General features: G+C 65.5%; 17 protein-coding genes and 1 pseudogene. 8 read left to right on the forward strand and 10 right to left on the reverse strand.

Features of this window, described 5'->3' with window-relative positions:
- Nucleotides 1-140 precede the first annotated feature (140 nt).
- Nucleotides 141-371, reverse strand: a pseudogene (locus AB0B57_RS03095) (GNAT family protein); the annotation flags it as partial.
- A gap of 103 nt (nt 372-474) precedes the next feature.
- Nucleotides 475-1,497 carry an aldo/keto reductase gene (locus AB0B57_RS03100; RefSeq protein ID WP_357064634.1) on the reverse strand — a complete coding sequence of 341 codons (1,023 nt, stop codon included), beginning with the start codon at nt 1,495-1,497 and terminating at the stop codon, nt 475-477.
- 88 nt (nt 1,498-1,585) lie between these two features.
- Between AB0B57_RS03100 and AB0B57_RS03105 the strand changes: the two genes are divergently transcribed.
- A complete protein-coding gene (locus tag AB0B57_RS03105) occupies nt 1,586-2,191 on the forward strand; it encodes a TetR/AcrR family transcriptional regulator (protein WP_357064636.1) in 606 nt (201 codons plus the stop codon).
- 389 nt (nt 2,192-2,580) lie between these two features.
- Nucleotides 2,581-2,823: a hypothetical protein gene (locus AB0B57_RS03110; protein WP_007075908.1), complete on the forward strand. Its 243-nt coding sequence runs from the start codon at nt 2,581-2,583 to the stop codon at nt 2,821-2,823.
- 620 nt (nt 2,824-3,443) lie between these two features.
- Here AB0B57_RS03110 and AB0B57_RS03115 read toward each other — a convergent pair.
- The 6 genes from AB0B57_RS03115 to AB0B57_RS03140 all read right to left on the reverse strand — a co-directional run bounded on the left by AB0B57_RS03115 (nt 3,444) and on the right by AB0B57_RS03140 (nt 8,281).
- Nucleotides 3,444-3,758 (reverse strand): hypothetical protein, encoded by a 315-nt coding sequence (locus tag AB0B57_RS03115; RefSeq protein WP_357064638.1) that lies wholly within the window; start codon nt 3,756-3,758, stop codon nt 3,444-3,446.
- Nucleotides 3,759-3,965: 207 nt separating this feature from the next.
- On the reverse strand, nt 3,966-4,457 hold the full coding sequence (locus AB0B57_RS03120) for a flavin reductase family protein (protein WP_357064640.1): 492 nt from the start codon (nt 4,455-4,457) through the stop codon (nt 3,966-3,968).
- 42 nt (nt 4,458-4,499) lie between these two features.
- The gene (locus tag AB0B57_RS03125) at nt 4,500-5,084 is read right to left on the reverse strand and encodes a hypothetical protein (protein WP_357064642.1); all 585 of its coding nucleotides are present in this window, start codon (nt 5,082-5,084) and stop codon (nt 4,500-4,502) included.
- 9 nt (nt 5,085-5,093) lie between these two features.
- Nucleotides 5,094-6,221, reverse strand: coding sequence for an LLM class flavin-dependent oxidoreductase (locus tag AB0B57_RS03130; RefSeq protein ID WP_357064643.1), 1,128 nt, complete (start codon nt 6,219-6,221; stop codon nt 5,094-5,096).
- 82 nt (nt 6,222-6,303) lie between these two features.
- Complete coding sequence (locus tag AB0B57_RS03135) at nt 6,304-7,005, reverse strand: hypothetical protein (protein WP_357064644.1); 702 nt, start codon at nt 7,003-7,005, stop codon at nt 6,304-6,306.
- Between the two features lie 4 nt (nt 7,006-7,009).
- Nucleotides 7,010-8,281 (reverse strand): cysteine desulfurase, encoded by a 1,272-nt coding sequence (locus AB0B57_RS03140; RefSeq protein WP_357064646.1) that lies wholly within the window; start codon nt 8,279-8,281, stop codon nt 7,010-7,012.
- Nucleotides 8,282-8,402: 121 nt separating this feature from the next.
- Here AB0B57_RS03140 and AB0B57_RS03145 point away from each other — a divergent pair, with 121 nt between their 5' ends.
- The 3 genes from AB0B57_RS03145 to AB0B57_RS03155 all read left to right on the forward strand — a co-directional run bounded on the left by AB0B57_RS03145 (nt 8,403) and on the right by AB0B57_RS03155 (nt 10,875).
- On the forward strand, nt 8,403-8,753 hold the full coding sequence (locus AB0B57_RS03145; protein WP_357064647.1) for a metalloregulator ArsR/SmtB family transcription factor: 351 nt from the start codon (nt 8,403-8,405) through the stop codon (nt 8,751-8,753).
- 305 nt (nt 8,754-9,058) lie between these two features.
- Complete coding sequence (locus tag AB0B57_RS03150) at nt 9,059-9,361, forward strand: metalloregulator ArsR/SmtB family transcription factor (protein WP_357064649.1); 303 nt, start codon at nt 9,059-9,061, stop codon at nt 9,359-9,361.
- A 449-nt stretch (nt 9,362-9,810) separates the two neighbouring features.
- On the forward strand, nt 9,811-10,875 hold the full coding sequence (locus tag AB0B57_RS03155; protein ID WP_357064650.1) for an inorganic phosphate transporter: 1,065 nt from the start codon (nt 9,811-9,813) through the stop codon (nt 10,873-10,875).
- A gap of 186 nt (nt 10,876-11,061) precedes the next feature.
- Here AB0B57_RS03155 and AB0B57_RS03160 read toward each other — a convergent pair whose 3' ends face one another.
- Both AB0B57_RS03160 and AB0B57_RS03165 read right to left on the reverse strand, forming a co-directional pair.
- On the reverse strand, nt 11,062-11,418 hold the full coding sequence (locus tag AB0B57_RS03160) for a metalloregulator ArsR/SmtB family transcription factor (protein WP_357064652.1): 357 nt from the start codon (nt 11,416-11,418) through the stop codon (nt 11,062-11,064).
- Nucleotides 11,419-11,547: 129 nt separating this feature from the next.
- Nucleotides 11,548-13,908 (reverse strand): molybdopterin-dependent oxidoreductase, encoded by a 2,361-nt coding sequence (locus AB0B57_RS03165; RefSeq protein ID WP_357064654.1) that lies wholly within the window; start codon nt 13,906-13,908, stop codon nt 11,548-11,550.
- 859 nt (nt 13,909-14,767) lie between these two features.
- Between AB0B57_RS03165 and AB0B57_RS03170 the strand changes: the two genes are divergently transcribed.
- The 3 genes from AB0B57_RS03170 to arsM all read left to right on the forward strand — a co-directional run bounded on the left by AB0B57_RS03170 (nt 14,768) and on the right by arsM (nt 17,679).
- Nucleotides 14,768-15,838 (forward strand): arsenic metallochaperone ArsD family protein, encoded by a 1,071-nt coding sequence (locus tag AB0B57_RS03170; RefSeq protein ID WP_357064655.1) that lies wholly within the window; start codon nt 14,768-14,770, stop codon nt 15,836-15,838.
- Nucleotides 15,839-15,904: 66 nt separating this feature from the next.
- On the forward strand, nt 15,905-16,768 hold the full coding sequence (locus AB0B57_RS03175) for an ArsI/CadI family heavy metal resistance metalloenzyme (protein ID WP_357064656.1): 864 nt from the start codon (nt 15,905-15,907) through the stop codon (nt 16,766-16,768).
- A 29-nt stretch (nt 16,769-16,797) separates the two neighbouring features.
- Nucleotides 16,798-17,679, forward strand: coding sequence for an arsenite methyltransferase (arsM, locus tag AB0B57_RS03180; protein ID WP_357064657.1), 882 nt, complete (start codon nt 16,798-16,800; stop codon nt 17,677-17,679).
- Nucleotides 17,680-17,690: the final 11 nt, after the last annotated feature.

Raw genomic sequence — 17,690 nt, forward strand, 5'->3', positions numbered from 1 at the left:
GACGTCACGGAATGGGGCGCCGACGGCCTGCTGCCTAGTTCCCTGGCACATGTCGCACTTCAACTGACGGAGATCTGTCGTGCATCTCGTGTCGGATCACACGCCGGCAGCCGGCCCGATGACGGACCGTTCAGCACGGTTCACGCGCTCCGGATGGTGTTCCACTCGTCCGCGAGCACGGAGTAGAGAAGCGAGTCGCGCCAGGCCCCGTTGGTGAAGACGTGGTCGCGAATGCGGCCCTCGTACTGCATGCCCAGTCGCTCCGCGACGGCGACGGACGCGGCGTTGTCGGGTCCGATGGCTGCCGAGATGCGGTGCAACCCCAGGTCCCGAAACCCGAACCCTGTCAGGGTGCGTACGGCATCGGTGGCATCCGCGGCAGATGTTCGCACGTGACCTTGCGGTCGAGACGCCGGCGCCCGGATCGTGGCTGATCCGGATGTTTGCTGGTCCAGTAGCGGTGGTGTCCCTTTTTCAGGCAGCGCTGCGTGCGCCGGCCGGTCGGCGACGTAGGGCCGGGTCCAGGACTGGCGGGGGCACGTAGGCCTGGTCGAGGCGGGTGACGTCGGTGCCGGGCGGAACGATCTCGTCGATCCGGTCGAGGATGTCGTCGGTGAGCGCGACGCCGGTGCCCCTGAGCAGGTCGTCGAGGTGTTCCATGGTGCGCGCGCCGAGCAGTGTGCTGGTGACGCCCGGGTGCGCGATGGTGAAGGCCATGGCGAGGTGGGTCAGCGGCAGGCCGGCCTCGTCGGCGAGCGGGATGAGTTGTTCGACGATGTCGATGCGGCGCTCGTCGCTGAGGTGTTTGAAGTAGCGCGCGCGGCTCAGGTCGTTCTGCTGACCTTTGCGGACGCGGCCGGTGAGCATCCCCTGCCCGAGCGGGCCCCACACCAGGGTGCCGAGGCCGTAGCGCTGCGCTGCGGGCAGTACGTCGTTCTCGATGCCGCGGTTGAGGATCGAGTACGGTAGCTGCTCGGTGCGGAAGCGTGCCAGCCCGTGCCGTTGGGAAAGCCACTGGGTATTGACGATGTCGATGGCCGGCGTGTTGGACGATCCGATCGCCCGCACCTTGCCGGTGCGGATCAGGTCGGTGAGCGCGGAGAGCGTTTCCTCGATGTCCGTGTCCGGGTCCAGCTTGTGCACCTGGTAGAGGTCGATGTGGTCGGTCTGTAGGCGACGCAGCGAGTTCTCGACCGCGGTCATGATCCAGCGTCGGGAGGTGCCCTGCTGGTTGGGGTCGGTGCCGGTCGGCCTGCCGAACTTGGTGGCGAGCACGACGGTGTCCCGCCGCCCTTTGAGCGCCCGGCCCACGACCTCCTCCGAGTCGCCGTAGACGTCGGAGGTGTCGATGAGGTTGATGCCGGAGTCGAGCGCCTTGTGGATCACTTGGATCGAGTCCTCCGGATCGGAGTTGCCTACCGACGTGGCGAACATCAGCGCGCCGAGTGCGTACGGGCTGACCTTGATGCCGGTCCGGCCCAGGGTGCGGTACTGCATGAGCGTCTCCTAGCGGTATGGTGAGTGAAGTGGAATCTCTTTCCGGAACTATACGGAAAGCCTTTCCGGAAAGGCAAGGAGGACTACCGTGTCCAACGACACCACCGGTTCGAGAACGGGCGCGAGCGCACCGCGCCGGATTCGCACCGACGCGCGCCGCAACGTCGAGGCGCTGCTGGATGCAGCGAAGACGGTCTTCGGCACGTCGGGCGTCGACGCGCCTGCGAAGGAGATCACCGATCTGGCCGGTGTCGGCGTCGGCACCCTCTACCGGCATTTCCCGCAACGCTCCGACCTAATCAAGGCAGTGATCGAGCGCGAGATCGACGCCTGCGCCGATGCGGCGCCTGCACTGGCCGCCGAGCACCCGCCGGGCATCGCCCTCGCGAGGTGGCTCGAACGGCTCGCCGCGTTCGTCGTGACCAAACGCGGGTTCGCCGCGGCGCTGCATTCCGGCGATCCGGCGTTCGACGGCCTCTCCGGCTACCTGATGGAGAAGCTGGGACCAGCGCTGGGGTCGTTGCTCGATGCCGCGACTGCGGCCGACGAAATCCGGGCCGTGGTTAGCTCGCAGGACCTTCTCTACGCGGTCGCGAAACTGTGCGCACCCCTACCGGACGAGGAGCCGGACTACGGCCGCCGCATGGTCGCGCTCCTCGTCAATGGGCTACGGTCCATCGACACCCAGCGCTGACCTAACTCGTCATAAGGCATGGCGGATCCGGAGCCGCGGCCGGACACAGTGCAGCCGCCCACCCAACTCCCGATGGTTGAGCCGCTTACCGACCGGCATTGCGTGCAGTGTTGTGCGTTCACTCCCGCAGGCGGTCGCAATCGCCCTCAACTCGGCATGAGCGCGCGGGCCGGTGCACTCAGATCGATGGCGGGCATAGGGCAAGTATCCGATGGGCAGCTAACCCGCTCGTACCGACGCGGGCCAGCCACGGGCCAGTAACCGTGGCGCGCAGCGGTCCTGAGCGGGCACGAGCGGCATGGGGCTCTGCCGCCGCCGGCAGGCGTTTCGGGCATCACGGCCCGTTGAGCGCGTTCTTCCAAACTGAAGGTGTCCGTACGCTGCTTGGCGTGGCAGAGGACGAGGTGGTCTTGCGGCTCAACCGCGACGAAGCGCTGGTTTTGTTCGAGTGGCTGTATCGCACCGACGAGACCACCAACGACTTCGCTGACCTGGTCGAGGATCAGGCGGAGCAACGGGCGCTGTGGAATCTCACCTGCCTACTGGAACGGGAGCTGGTCGAGCCGTTCTCGCCGCAGTACGCCGAGCTGGTCGAGCAGGCACGAGCCCGGTTGCGGGATGAGGGTTCATGACCGTGCCGCGTGCCCGTCGGGACAGGAGCCGAGGGTCGGCGGCGGTCACCGCCTGGACGTCGCCCCCGGCATGGCGGTGCAGGTCAAACCAGGTCATGGCGATGAGACTTCCCGCCGTGTCCACACTTCCTGAACCGTGCGCTGCCGCCCACCCGGGTCAGCGTCCCAGGAACCAAGTGGGGACCATACGGCCTGCGCGATGGTGCGCGGCACGACGTCGACCGCACGACCTGATCTTGGGATTGCGTGTGTGACGTGCGTGGACGCGTGGCGAAGCGTCCTGGGGGTCAAGGGGTCCTCGGTTCGAATCCGGCCGTCCCGACCGGTTTACCTGGGGAGATGAAGATCTTCTCCGGTGACGGCGGTAACATCCGGTAACGGATGATCTTTGTTGGCGGTGACGGCGGTGCTCACTGGCCGCCAGCCCGCTGAACTCGGAACGCTCCGAACTGCCGCTTCGTCTGCGTCCTGGGCGGAGCGGCATGGTGGTCTCTGGATCCCGCGTCAGGCGCTGCAGATGTTGCCGCCGCTGCGTCGGGCGGTTCGAGCCCGTGGCGCGGCAGGATGCTTGGCTGGTCCAGGCCTTGATCGCTGCGCAGTTTCGGGAGCGAAGGGTCCTGTCAGGCAGGCGTGCCGGAGTCGGTGAGTTGCCAGTCCTCGTCGCGCCTGCCCGGAAACGGGGCAGGCGCCTTCACGGCCCACGGTGATGATCGTGTCGGAGGTTTGGCGAGGTCGTATTCCAGTTTGCGGAAAGCGTTGGCGGTGGTGTCGATGTCGACCTCATGCATCGCCTGTACGGAGATGGGGATGATCTGGTTGGCGGGTTCGGATCCGGCGGAGCGGAGCTCGACAACGTCGCCGGCGACGTGCGCAGGCAGGCAGGAAAATGGCCTGAACGTCAGAGTGGGACTGGGTAGACGGAGCCGAGGCGTCACGTGGTGACACCTAGCTCCAGTGGGGAGCCGAGAAACGTCCGAGTGCCGATCTGGGTGTGGCAAGGGCGTCCAGCCAACCATTCAGGACATGAGCGGTTGGCTGGACGCCACGTCTTCGAACAGGAAGTGGCTCCGCTGTTTGAACAACCAGGACTCATGCCTCGGTGCGAAGCCCTGATCTGCCGCCCCACCTGTATGCCGATTCGATCATGTGTTCCTATTGTTGACCGGCGTGTTGCTCAAGGACCAGTATCCACGTTGGTAGAAGACCAGCGGAGCCGCGGTGCGTAGATGACGGAACCGTTGTACGCGGCCGATGATCAATTCATGGTCGCCTGCGGCGTGGTTGGCCTGCAGTTCGCAGTCGAGGTACGCGAGGCAGCCGTCGATGACGGGGGACCCGGATTCGGATGTGTGCCAGCGCAGGTCGGCGAACTTGTCCGGGCCGGGTGTGGCGAGTGTCCTACTGACGTGGTCCTGGTCGGCGGCGAGGACGTTCACGCAGAAGGTGTGACCTTCGTTGATGAGCGGCCAACTGGTGGAGGTGCGGTTGACGCCAAACCCGATGAGAGGCGGCCGTAGCGAGATAGAGAAGAAGGAACCGACGACGAGGCCGACGGGGCCGGCAGCACGGGTTGCGGTGACCGCCACGACGCCGGTTGGGAAGTGCCCGAGCAACAGGCGGAAGTCGTCCGTCATCGCCGGTCCTCCATCACGTTTCACAGCTCGCGCTTCCTCCGCTCAGCTGGAGCGACCGCGTTTGATCTCGTAGAAGTAGGGAGCCCGGGCGAGCCGTAGGATGGCGTCGTACAACTCCCCTGCTTCCTCCGACGGCGGGATTCGTTCGAACACCGGGCCGTGGATGCCGCGGGGGGTGTCGGGAAGCTCGATGACAGGGCTGCCGACATCAGGGCCGGCCGAAGCGATGGCGGCGTTGGTCCCGGCGGTGATCGCATCGTCCCAGTCCGTGTCCTGGAACGCGTCGAAGGTGTCATCAACACCTGTGGATTTAGCGGCTTGGCGTAGCAGATCCTCGGTGAGTGGTTCGCCGTTGTCGTGGGTGGCGGTCCCGACTGCGACGTAGAAGCGAACCGCGTCGGTCGCACGGCCGGCGTGTCGGAGCGCTTCGCCGATGCGCAGCGCTCCGTGGGAGTTGCCCAGCATGGTGGCCCAACTGGGGTCCATGCCTTCGCCGTAGAGGACCTTGAGGCTGAACGGTTGCCAGTCGATGTCGAACGTGCGCTGTTCGGCTGCGGAGGTCAACCATTGGCCGGCGCGCCATGACCAGTAGCAGGCCGGATCGGACCAGAATTTTACCGACGTCATGGGTGCTCCTCAGCTGATGGCCGGTTGTGCAGGGGTGGGGGCGGTTGCCAGCGCGGCTTTGACGACGGGGGCGACGTGCTCGCCGAAGAGGCGCATCGATCGGTTGCTTGCCTCAAAGTCGAGGCCACCGAACTGGAACCAGCCTTGGAACATGTCGACGCCGGCCTGAGCCTTGTCCAGCAGTTGCGCCACGCATTGTTCCGGGGTGCCGAAGATGATCCGGCGATGCTCGACCGCCTCTTCGAAGGGTAGCTTCGTAATCTTGTCGAACCAGGCCTTGTGGTCTTCGTAGCCCTTGTCCACCGTCGGGCTCTGACTGATCATGACGGAGGCTTCATGGCCAGCGCCCAACCACGCCTGTAGGTGAGGTTGGGCGAGCGCGCGGGCTTCGGCTTCGGTTTCGGCAACGAAGATGTGTTGCATGGTTCCGTAACTACCGACCGGGGTGCCAGGATGGGCGGCCTGCCACTCGTCACGGTAGATCGCCGCAGTGCGTGCGGTGTCATCGGCATCGAGGAAGGCTGTGCACAGGTTGACACCGAGGCGCGCTGCCTTGCGGATCGACTTTTCGCTGATGCCGGCCATCCAGATCGGCGGGTGTGGCGTCTGGGTGGCCTCGGGGACGACGGAAACGCCCTCGCCGTGCCACGGCCCCGTGGCGTAGGACTCCACACCGCCGTCACGCAGAAGTTGACGGATCAGCGGAAAGCTCGCGTCGAAGAGCTGCTCGCTGTCCTCGCGTCGGACACCGAAGCCGGCTTGTTCGTGGCCGGCGAGCCCTCGGCCTAGCCCGATCTCCAAGCGCCCGTTGGTGAGCAGGTCGAGCATACGAATTTCCTCGGCTGCCCGCACCGGATGGTATAGGGGCAGGTTGAGTGTCATGGCGCCGAGTCGAATGCGTGAGGTTGTCTGCGACAGAGCGGCGATCATCAGATGGGGGGAGGGGAGGATCTGGAACCCGGCATTGGAGTGGTGCTCGGTGAGGAAGTAGGCGTCGATGCCGACCTCGTCGGCGATACGGGCCTGCTCAAGGGTGTGCTGGTACGCGGCGGCGTGGGGGATTTTGCCAGCGACCGGCCGCCATGCCGACGCGCCGTCTGATGTGGAGGAAGTGATGTCGTAAACGCTGAATCGCACAGGGTGCTCCAGGTCGGGGCTGATGCCGGCGGCGCGTACTTGTGCCACCGGTGATGGCCGAGCGGATGTGTGGGGTGAACAACTACCGAGGGCGGCCCTCCAGCGTGACGACCTGAGGTGCGCGGGTCTGGCTGATCTTCGGTACGAGGCGGGCGAGCGGGTGGGCGGGGTCGATGGGCCGGTAGTCGCAGCTGTTGTCCGCGCCGGCGATGAGCTCCAGTTCACCGAAGGCGAACTCAATTGGCCTGTTCCGCCCGTCTGGCCCGTTGGGCGGGTAGACCCAGCTCTTCTCGGGCACCTCGCACTGGCAGCCGCGGACCGGGGTCTGCGGGCCGCCCTGGCGCACGTGACGCCAACCGGCGGCGACGGCTCGCGCGGCGATGTCGTCGTAGACGGCTCTGCTGTCCGCGCTGTCCTCGCGGAGGTCGATGCCGAGATGGTCGACGTACGGCAGACTGCGGGTAACGGCGCCGGGAATCAGATCCTCCTCGGCGATCGCACCGCTGGTGAAGATGACAGCCAAGCCGTCGGGGAAGCCGTACTTACGGAAGTTGGTGGCGTCACGTTGTGCCGTCACGCCCTGGCTGAGGATGTCCTCGTGTGGCAACGCGGCGATGTCGGCGACCTTCACCTGGACGTGGACGGAATCAGCGATGCCTATGGCGGCGGCAAACGGGAAGCGCGGATCGAAGAGTTCGGAGACGAGCCCGGCCTCGTCGGCTGTGATCAGGCGTCGTTCGGCGAAAAACTTCAGGGTCGCGGCAGCTGCGGCCTGGTCAGGCATGGGGTCACGCTCCTTGAGCAGCGATGTCGGCTACGGCAGCGATCAGTTGGTCGACCTCGTCGGCCGTGTTGTAGAGGTAGAGGCTGGCGCGCACGTTGCCGGCGCGGCTGTCCTCCTCGTGCAGCTCGTTGAAGAAGTAGTTGAGGGCGCAGTGCTGACCAGCCCGCACCGCGACGCCGTAGCGGTCGTTGAGTAGTTGCCCGACCTCCGTGAAGTCGCGGCCGGCGATGTTGAACGAGACCACGGCAACCCGGTCCGCGGGATCCGGGGGACCATAGAGTTCGACGCCGTCGATGGCGGAGAGGCCGTCGCACAGCTGGTGCATGAGCTCCTGTTCGTGGACGGCGAGGTTGTCCAGGCCCACTTCGGTGAGGTAGTCGATGGCCGCCGCCAGTCCCAGTGCCTCGGCGATCGGCGGAGTACCGGCCTGCCACTTGTCGGGCAGGGACGTGAATGAGCAGTCCGACAGCACACATCCGTCCAGCGTTGGCGCGGCACACGCCGTCGTGTCGATGCTTCCGCCGCCCAGGACACCGGGTACGAGCGATACCGCGTACTGCCGGCGGATGTAGAGCACTCCGATGCCGGTCGGTCCGAGCATCTTGTGCCCGGAGAACGCGAGGAAGTCACAGTTGAGCTTGTTGACATCCAGTGGCAGGTGTGGCGCCGACTGGGCCGCGTCGATCAGGAACAGGATCCCGCGTTCCCGGCAGATCGCGCCGATCTCCTCAACAGGCAACCGGTTCCCGAGGATGTTGGTCACGTGCGCCAGCGTGACCAGCTTCGTACGTTCGCTGAGCAGTGCCCGGAACGCGTCGAGGTCGAAGCCGCCGTCGCGATCGGCGTTGTACCACCGCACGTTGACGCCCTGCTTGTTGGCGATCCGCATCCATGGCGCCATGTTCGAGGTGTGCTCAAGGTTGGACAGCACGATCTCGTCACCGGGCTCGAAGTCCAGGGTGGCGGCGACCAGGTTGATCGCGGTGGTCGTGTTGGACGTGAGCACGATCTCCTCGGTGGACGCGTGGAGGAACCGGGCGATCGTGGTCAAGGCGTCGTCGAAGCGCTGCGAAGCGCGCATGGAGAGGTCGTACGAGCCGCGGTGCACGTTGGCCCGGTAGTTGACGTAGTAGTCGGTCATCGCGTCGATGACCGGTCGAGGGGTCAACGACGAGGCCACGCTGTCGAAGTAGGCCAGCGGGCCCGACAGCGTCGGGAAGTCCCGGCGGACGGCGCTGACATCGAAGGTCGAGGCGAGCTTCTGCGGGGTGCCCATGTCCTCATCCTGGCACCGACAGGGCCTGCTTTCAATAGCCAACCTCGATGGCAGCATCTGACACAGCTTTTATCAACAAGCGCTGTTGTTAGCTGCCGGCTTGATCTGGTTGAATGGTCCCATGACGCAGTCGCTGCAGGTAACACCCTTGGAGTCGCCCTCGAAGACGGCCGAGCAGTGGGCTCCGGTGTTCAAAGCCCTGGGCGACCCGGTGCGGCTGGAGATCACCCTGTTGCTGGCCGGACGGCCGCGCAGTGTCAAGGAACTTCAGGAGGCGCTCGGGCACAACCAGGCCCTGGTCAGTCATCATCTGCGGATGTTGCGTGACCAGGGGATCGTGACGTGCAGCCCGCGAGGTCGCAGCAACGTCTACGAGATCCAGATCGACCCGCTGGCGTGCCTGGCGCAATGCCTGTCCCTGATGGTCCATCCCGCTGACCCGGACTGCGCCTGTCCCCCCACGGGGGAGTAGCCGTCCCGCGACTGAGGTCCGTCGTGTCGGTAGCCGGTCTGCGTGCTGTCGGAATCCCGACCGCCGCACGGGTGGGTGTTCGGCCACCAGAGTCGCCAGGGCGTCCGTAGCCCGACCCATGTCGCTGACCCGCAAGCCCTGATTGTGCGGCTTCCGCCGCCGTCCGATCGCCTTGCCCACTCCTGCTCAGGGGAGCACGCGAGCTTGTGCCTCGATCGGTCCTTGCGGATGAACCTGGTGGCGGGCGACGATGGGTTGTGGCCAAAAGTAGTATCCCTTCACCGACGATCCCAACCCAGCGCTGGGTGCCACTACTGTCAGCGCCGCTCAATTCCTCTGGGGCTGCGGAGTACTCGCAGGTATTCAAGGCTCTGAGTGATCCGGTGCGGCTGCGCCTGTTCTCACTGATCGCCTCGCGGGCGGGCGGAGAAGTGTGCGTGTGTGAACTGACCGGCGAGTTCGATGTCACCGGCCCAACCATCTCGCACCACCTGAAGGTTCTGCGGGAAGCCGGCCTGGTCGGGTCGGAGCGACGCGCCACGTGGGTTTACTACTGGGTGCACCCCCAAATGCTCGCGCGACTCAGTGAGTTCTTCGCACCCTCTTAGTGTTGCCTTGTCATGATCACCACGCGGAGCCGGGCCCCCTCGTGCTGGAACGGACGACCGGTGGCGGTCGTCGTCCCCACCCGGTCAGCTCTTCGGGCACGTCCAACGCCGGACGGCGGCTGTCCCGGTGCCTACATCGCTCGGGCCTGTGGTCATCGCGGGGTCACCTCAGGGGCGGGGTCGGACGGCTGGGATCCCAGGCACGGGCAGGAACACATGGAATGATACGGATTTCCTGGATAATTCTCCCAGAAGCGGAATCACTGCGACAACACCCTATGCCGTGATTGCCTACGCGCAGGTGCCGCAGTCTAGAGTATTTTCTATATAGGCAGGTCTATTCGGTTGTGGGCAACTCCCCCCTGAACATTGAGTGAATTCAATGTTGACGTACGGTAAATGCTGGTACACACTCGTTCGAGGATCAACTTCGAGAGTGAGGGGCGAATATGACCGTTGCGATCCTTGTCGTACTGCTTTTCCTTGCTGCGGCTAACGGGGCAAACGACGTCTCGAAAGGCGTCGCAACCCTTGCTGGGGCAGGGGTCACTGCCTATCGAACCGCGATTCTCTGGGGTGCGGCAACTACCTTGATTGGCGCCCTGCTGTCCATCCAGATTGGACGGAGCATGGGAAAGCTGTTTTCCCAGGGGATCGTGAGTGGTGCACCGACTGCGGCATTTGCCCTGGCCGTCCTGCTGGGCACCAGCAGTTGGGTCGCGCTGGCCACCGTGGCCAGGCTTCCGGTCTCCACCACGCAGGCGATTGTGGGCTCACTCGTCGGCGCGGGGCTGGTCCTGGCTCCATCGAGTGTGCAATGGTCGGGCGTACTCCAAAAGGTTGTCCTGCCATTGCTGCTGAGCATCGTTGTGGCCTACGGCATCTCGGTGGCGCTTGTCATGGCGGTACAGGTCGGCCGTCGGCTCCGCCGCACCCCGCAGACCGAACTCGCGACCGTTGGCGTGGCACCCACCGGAACGGGCGCGGCCGTCCCGGCCCCGGACGGGCGGCCTGTCACTGCCGCAGATTACGCGGTACCGGGGCCGGCGCGACGCGATCTAGCCGTCACGTTCCTGCATTGGGCGTCCAGTGGTGCCACGGGCTGCGCGCGAGGACTCAACGACACCCCGAAGATAGCCGCGATCGGTGGATTCGCCCTATTGCCCGCCGGATACTCGGCGACGGTGATCAGCGTGATAGTCGCCGTAGCGATGGCCGCGGGCTCGCTCTTCGGTGTCCGTGTCGCTCGGACGCTGGGCGAGAAGGTCGTGCGGATGAGCCACACCGAGGGCTTCACCGCCAACGCCACCACCGCCTGTCTCGTCGGCGCCGGTGCGTTTCTCGCGCTGCCCATGTCCACCACTCAGGTTTCCACCGGGGCGATCGTCGGATCTGCTGGTGGGCAGTTGAGCCGTATCTCCGGTAGGACCCTGCGCGACTTCGCCATCGCTTGGACCGCCACCCCCATCTGCGCCGGCGTGGTGGCTGCCATCGTCTTCGCCGCCGCTGGCTGAGATTCCGCTCCCACTGGCCCCCAACACCCGACCCCGGACAAGGAGGAGGGCGCCGGCGTGCGTATGACCCGTACTCCCAGGCTCATGGCCGGGCCCTGCTCGACCGGGGACTCGGCCCGAGTCGGGACCATCAATCCGCAGGTGCCGCCTCCGCGGCAACGTCGGACCTTGGCGGGAGTCCGGGTGCTATTTCCCGGAGTCCGGTACGGCGGAGACGAGGCATCCGGCGAGGCGGTGCATCGCGGTCGGGACTACCCAGTAGTACACCCAGGTACCGCGACGTTGGCAACCGACCAGCCCGGCATCTCGTAATACCTTCAGGTGATACGAGATAGTGGGCCCGGTGAGATGGAAGGCCTGGGAAAGATCGCAGACGCACGTCTCGCCGCCTGCTGCGATCATTGTCAGTAGACGCAATCGGACCGGTTCGCCCAGGGCCTTGAACATTGACGCGATCATCGGCGCCTGAATGTCGTCCAGTGGAATCGGCGGGGATGAAGGCTTGCTCGGCCCCACGCTGCCTGAGCCGGCTAACTTAGTCATTCATCTATTTTGACACTCTTCTAACAAAGCGCAAGATGGTTGCTGGAAGTTGACTGCGGAAGGAGGGTGAGGCTGGCCGCGCTGTCCATTGTTGGTCGTGCAGGTAGCTTGACGATGCTAGATCGACTGTCATACCTTGCGAATGCGACAAGCGAAACACTTATACGCCTGCTGTCCAGATAGATTGTCATAGAATGCGTCGTCGACCAGGTGGTTCGCGGCTTGATAGCGTGGGTCGCCGAACTCGTCGCCGACCTGCTGTGCTGGGCCGAACGTGTTCGGCACGAACACTGTGTCGGGGCGGATCCCCGCGTCGAGTAGCGCAGTGCCGGTTATGGCACCACGGGGGCTTTCGACCATAATGTCGTCTCCCTGCTCGATCCCCAGCGGCCGCGCGGTATCCGGGTGCACCTGGATCAGACGTACACCGTTGAGCCTCTTCCCGGTGTGCGTCCAGTGCGTCACGGTCGCGAAGTGCGCGACACTGGGCCGGCCGGTCATGCCCATGAGCGGGTACCGACGATGGACCGTGCCGGACCCGGGGACCGCCAGGCGGACCGGGTGCGTAAGGGCCTGGGGTTTGAGCGGGTTGGCGATGAATTTCGGATCGTAGGCGACGGTCGGATGAGCTCCGGTCACCTCTGGGTGGGTGTAGAAGAAGGGCAGGGCGCTATGACCACTGGGCGCAAGTAGCTGCTCAAGGGCCGGCGTGGTGAATTCGACCTTTCCGCTCGGTGTGAGGAACCGCTTCCCCTGGTTCCCGGCGTCCAACGACTCCGCAGCCTGGTACCAGGATGGATGGTCGAGATACAAGGTGCTGACACCGGGATGGTCCAGATCGGGGCAGGGCCAGCGTAGCGGTTCGGCGCGCGTGCGCAGCCGATCACGTGTCATACCCGCCATCCCTGGGGTATGCCTGACGAACTCGGACCACAGGTTCCGGTAGTCACGCCAGCGGCGGGGGAAGGCGTCTGTCCAGTAGGAGCTCGGGTGACGACGTTCCTTGCGAGCGAGAGCTTGGGCGAGGTCGACCCAGATCTCGATGTCGGTGCGAGACTGACCGACCGGGGCCACAGCAGCGTCCTGCCATCGGATCGCGCGATCGTCGCGGCGCATGTACACCCCCTCGAATTCCAACCCGCTACGCACGGGGAGGATCAGGTCCGCGTAGTACGCCGCCTCCTCCATGAACAAGCCCGTGTACACGTAGAAGTCGAGCCGCTTGTATGCCTCACGGACCTTCGCGGTGTTCGCGGAGCTGACCAGGGGATTCCCTTCGGTAACGAGCGCCTGCAGGCGATAGGGGCGACCGGCGAGGATCGACTCGGCGAAGGCGTCCGGGCCGACCGGTAGAGCAGGCCCGCGCTGCGGCGCCGGCGCGGGCAGGGGCGGCAGGTCCAGCCGTCCAGGCCAGGTGTTGTGCATGAAGTTGCAGCCGCCTCCCGGGACGCCGACGTTGCCGGTGATCGCGGCGAGCATCGCGATCACGCGGTACGTGTCGAAGGCGCCCAGCTGATGGGAGATGCCGGCATTGCAAAAGATCGCCGCGGGCCGGGAGGTGGCATAGTCCTCCGCGAGCTGCCGGATCGTGGCCTCTGGTACGCCGGTGACACCGGCTGCCCAGGCCGGGCTGTAGGCGCGACTGGCGAGATGGCGTCGAAGCTCGTCGAAGCCCGTCGTCCACTGCGCGACGAAGTCCTGGTCGTAGCGCTCGGTCTGGATGATGTGGCCCAGCATGCCGAGGACCAGTGCGAGGTCGGTGTGCGGCTTCGGTGAGATCCAGGTATCCGCGAGCGCCGCGGTCGGTGTGCGGCGTGGGTCGACCACGACCAGGCGGGCGCCGCTCCGTTGTCGACTACGCAGGAGGTAGGCGAACGTGACGGGATGAGTTTCCGCCTGGTTGGTACCGAGCATCAGCAGATAGCGAGCGGAGCCGAGGTCCTCCTGGCCCGTTGTGGGATCGACCCCGTATCCGTTGGTGAAGTTGGGAAGCCCGAAGGTCATCGCCAGAGCGTCCCCGCCGGCGTCGTTGCAGACCGGCCCGACATCGGTGTCGTTGGGGCTGCCCAGCATCGCAAACATGCGGCTGACCAGGGATCCGGTGCCCCTGGGGAGTCGGCCGCTGGTGCGGTTGGCGATGGTGTGCGCGGCGCCCTCGTCGCGCAGTCGCAGAAAGCGAACAGCGATGGTGTCCAACGCCTCGTCCCAGGACACCGGCTCGAAACGCGACGATGGACTGCCCTTGACGCCGGACACCCGACGCAGAGGTGTCGTCAGCCGAAGCCTGTTGTAGACGAGTTCGGTCATTGCCGGAGCCTTGACACAAAGGTTGCCGTCCTGGACCGGATCGGCCGGCTCGCCCCGCACCTCGATAATCCGGCCAGCCTTGAGCCCCACCCGTAGACGACAGTTGCTGTTGCAGAACTGGCAGGCGGTGACGACTATGCGGTCAGGCTCGAGCGCCGCCGACCCGCGAGTGAAGTCCGGCATCGATGAACAGCTCGAGTTCCCCGCTGCGGTGCCGGCTGCTGCTTCACCGCTCGGCCCCGCACCGCCAGGCGACGCCTGGGCGGCGGTGGGCATCAGCCCGGGTACGGTGCCTGCGGCCACGTTCGCGGCACCGAACGCTACGCCCGCCATGAGGGTCCGCCGTGAGACCTCAAGCGGCAGTGGTGTCGGATCCGGGTGATGGTAGGAACTCGATGATCCAGGATCGGACTGCGACATGAGGCAGCTCCAGTTCTTGGTGAGAGCGGCACGCTGCCTGCACCGGCGGACGCAACATCGACACCATCACTTCGCCGGGGGCGATTCCTGCGATGGCCTCGCACGTGGTCCGTCGTTGCGGGATGGTTGGGCCTGCTGTGGTCGAAGACAGCGTGGACCGGCCGGCGGTGACGGCGCCGCCGGCCGGAGTGTGGAACGGCAAGTGTCCGCGTCCGGCACGGCTGGATTGGTAAGGGACATGAGCTGGGCGCAGGTGATCAAGCGGTCTGCGCGTCCAGTGTTGCCAATCCTAATCATTTTGGTCAATGGGTTGAGCCAGATGCGTCGGTGTGTTCGTTTCAGCGCATACTGAAATCCGACATTGACTTAAATTGATCACTGTTAATGATGTTGCCCGCCCCGTTCCGTGCAGGTGGGGGCCGGATCGGGTGAGCTTTTGGTCCCCCCGGGGAGGCTGCGCGAGGTCGGCTGCCTCCTTGACATCGGGCACCGCTGGTTAGACGATGACGAAAGTTAATGAGGATCTAATCAGCTCCGCGCCCAGCTTCTCGGCGCCAGCCATCTCAGGCGAGACTGGACATGTCGTTCTGCGCAAAATAAGCCCGCCTAGGAGGTAGGAATTATGGCCTTTCACGTCCCTACGATCGAGCAGGACCTGCGCCTGTTCACCGAGGTCGGCCTGCTGGCCACGCAGGAGGCCGAGCAGGTCGTCGAGGTGATCAGTGAGGTATTCCCGTTCGTCGACGCGATGGGCAACGCCGAGTCCATCCACGTCCATGTCAACGCCGACGACCTGACCCGACTGCCGAACGAAGAGGCCCTGGCTCGTGCCTGCCAGGAGACCTCGAACTCGGAGTACGAGCGCAAATTCTCCTTCGCTAGCGGCCTCAATGTCATTTTTGCCACCGAACCGACTGCTCAGGACGAATTCATTCCAGGTGCGGTCAATCGGGTGAAGCCCTACGTCGACCACCTGGGCGTCGACCTCCGCGAGGAAAGCGACGCGACGAAATTGGTGTTCGAGGCAATCCCAGGAACCGCTGCCCGCGCCGGCTGGCGGCACGTGTATCAGGATGGCCCGGTACGGTGTTGTTACACCGAGATGGGCCCGAAGCACTGGGTCTATCCCCCGGAAGGATCCGACGGCACCCGGCGGCCGATCGAATTCGCGTTCGGTGACCTGCGGTCGTCCGACGAACACCTGGGATGCGACTACCGGCCGATCGATCCGGCACACCCCCTGGCCGCCCAGGTGAGCGCGATGGTTCCCGGCTGCGGTACCCCGAGCGACGGAGTGGTCAGCGGTGCGGCCAACGCGTCAGAGCAACGGCAGGCGGTGAGCCCCGCAAAGATCTACGTCTTCGAGGAGTGCTCGTGTAATACGGCACCCTCACAGCCGCTGCTCAACGCACTACGGGAGCGGTACGACACGGCGGAGATCCAGGCGTTCGACATGGCCAAGCCCGTCGGCTTGCTCCCGCTGCCACCTGCGCTCTTCTTCGCCCTCGAAGCAGAGGGGTCGCGTTGCCTGCCCGCGCTGGTGGTGGACGGCGCCTTGCGCACCCAGGGTTGGCTGCCCACGGCGACCCAGGCAGTACAGCTCATCGACCATCCCGACGAGACGCAGTCACCGGCCAAGCGCCCAACCGCTACCACGGACGCGTGCTGTGCCACCGACTCGTCGTGCTGCTGACTGAGCGGCTCCGTCCGATCTGACCACCAGGGCGACGCCGGCGTACCCGCAACGGCAGCCGCTCCGGTGAGCGCCGCGACCCCTACCCGGGTGATGACCTCGCCCGCGCCCCCGACCGCAGTGACGACAGGAGCAGCCATGAAGATCGATGTCTTTGTCAGCAGTGACGACGACCAGGTAGCAGCCCAGCGGGTGCTGGACGCGGTACCGGGTGTGCCCGAGACCGTGACGCTGACCGCGACCAACCTCTACGGATCGACGCTGGAGGGGATCCCGGCTGTCGTGTTGCAGGTGATGCGGATCAAGCGGTCGGGCACCATGCCGCTGACCGTGGTGGACGACAAGCCGGTGATCTCCGGCGAACTCCCCACGGTCGCACAGCTCACCGACTACCTCGCCAACGGTGTCCAGACCGCGGCCGGACTCGTCGACCGCGCCGACTCGGCGGTCCAGTTCGCCACCGCCAGTCGCATGCACATCAGCATGTTCGTCAACAGCCTTGAGGAGACGGTCAAATTCTACGAGGTGTTCTTCGGACAGCCTCCGACCAAGTACCTGGCCGACTACGCCAAGTTCGAGGTCTCCGAGCCGCCGCTGGTGATCTCATTCAACCCGGATCGCAAGCCGACCCTTGGCGGCGCCGTCAACCACCTCGGAGTTCAGGTCAAAAGCACCGACATCGTCATGGCGATGAAGGAGCGGTTCGCCGCCGCTGGATTCCTCACTGACGAGGAGGTCGCCACCCCGTGCTGCTACGCCGTGCAGACCAAGGTCTGGGTGGGTGACCCCGACGGCAACCGCTGGGAGGTCTACGTCGTTACCGAGGCCGACGCAGACGAGGGCTGCGGCCCCGATTGCGCCTGTTACGCCGAGATCGCCCCAAGCCGGGTCAGCAGCGAATCCTCATCGAAGATGCCCGTGTCCGCGTGACACCGGCAGGCGTGACCAGAGGACAATCGATGATCAATACAACACCGGACGCCGCAGACACCATCAGAGAGACGATCAAACTCCGGTACGGCAGCCGGGCCGCCGCGCAGGCGAGTCAGGCCACCAGCGCCGGATCCTGCTGCAGCACCGACTCCAGCTGCTGCGGCGAACGCCCGACCACCGGAGTAAACGACTTCTCCGCCGACATCTACGAACTCAACGACATGGAGGAGGTACCGCTGCGAGCCGCGCTCGCCCGGCTTGGCTGTGCGAACCCGACCGCCGTAGCGGCGCTGCGCCCCGGCGATGTCGTCCTCGATCTGGGTTCGGGCGGCGGGCTGGACGCTCTTCTCGCCGCCCGCCGCGTCGGGCCCGCCGGGCACGTGTACGGCATCGACATGACCGACGAGATGCTTGGTCTGGCGTGGCAGAACGCGGCCGAGGCGGGCGTTGGCAACGTCTCGTTCCTCAAGGGCGACATCGAGCAAATTCCGATGCCCGACGCATGCGTCGACGTTGTCATCTCCAACTGCGTCATCAACCTCGCCGTCGACAAACGACAGGTCGTCGCTGAGACATGGCGGGTGCTGCGACCGGGTGGACGGCTGGCCGTAGCCGACGTGGTGATCCGGGGAGGTTTGCCGGCCGGCTCGGCATTCGCCGACGCGCTCCGCACGGATCTCTACGCATGGGGCAGTTGTGTCGCCGGAGCCCTCAGCGACATCGACTATCTGCGACTGCTGAGCGAGCAGGGCTTCGCCGACCCGCGGATGGACATCCTGCGAGAACACGATGCCACGGATCTCTTTCCCGCTGGCCTCCCGGACTACGCCCAACTGGAACCCGTGGACGTCGTCGAGGCCATTCTGGCCCGCTTCGCCAGCGCGGTCGTACGCGCCGAGAGGCCCTGAGCGCATTTCGT

The organism is Micromonospora sp. NPDC049101, assembly GCF_040648675.1.
GTDB lineage: Bacteria > Actinomycetota > Actinomycetes > Mycobacteriales > Micromonosporaceae > Micromonospora.

Bases quoted from the DNA above. Each gene is read 5' to 3' on its own strand.
- AB0B57_RS03100 (WP_357064634.1), bottom strand. From the start codon at position 1,497: ATGCAGTACCGCACCCTGGGCCGGACCGGCATCAAGGTCAGCCCGTAC.
- AB0B57_RS03120 (WP_357064640.1), bottom strand. From the start codon at position 4,457: ATGACGGACGACTTCCGCCTGTTGCTCGGGCACTTCCCAACCGGCGTC.
- AB0B57_RS03125 (WP_357064642.1), bottom strand. From the start codon at position 5,084: ATGACGTCGGTAAAATTCTGGTCCGATCCGGCCTGCTACTGGTCATGG.
- AB0B57_RS03135 (WP_357064644.1), bottom strand. From the start codon at position 7,005: ATGCCTGACCAGGCCGCAGCTGCCGCGACCCTGAAGTTTTTCGCCGAA.
- AB0B57_RS03140 (WP_357064646.1), bottom strand. From the start codon at position 8,281: ATGGGCACCCCGCAGAAGCTCGCCTCGACCTTCGATGTCAGCGCCGTC.
- AB0B57_RS03145 (WP_357064647.1), top strand. From the start codon at position 8,403: ATGACGCAGTCGCTGCAGGTAACACCCTTGGAGTCGCCCTCGAAGACG.
- AB0B57_RS03155 (WP_357064650.1), top strand. From the start codon at position 9,811: ATGACCGTTGCGATCCTTGTCGTACTGCTTTTCCTTGCTGCGGCTAAC.
- AB0B57_RS03160 (WP_357064652.1), bottom strand. From the start codon at position 11,418: ATGACTAAGTTAGCCGGCTCAGGCAGCGTGGGGCCGAGCAAGCCTTCA.
- AB0B57_RS03165 (WP_357064654.1), bottom strand. From the start codon at position 13,908: ATGCCGGACTTCACTCGCGGGTCGGCGGCGCTCGAGCCTGACCGCATA.
- AB0B57_RS03170 (WP_357064655.1), top strand. From the start codon at position 14,768: ATGGCCTTTCACGTCCCTACGATCGAGCAGGACCTGCGCCTGTTCACC.
- arsM (WP_357064657.1), top strand. From the start codon at position 16,798: ATGATCAATACAACACCGGACGCCGCAGACACCATCAGAGAGACGATC.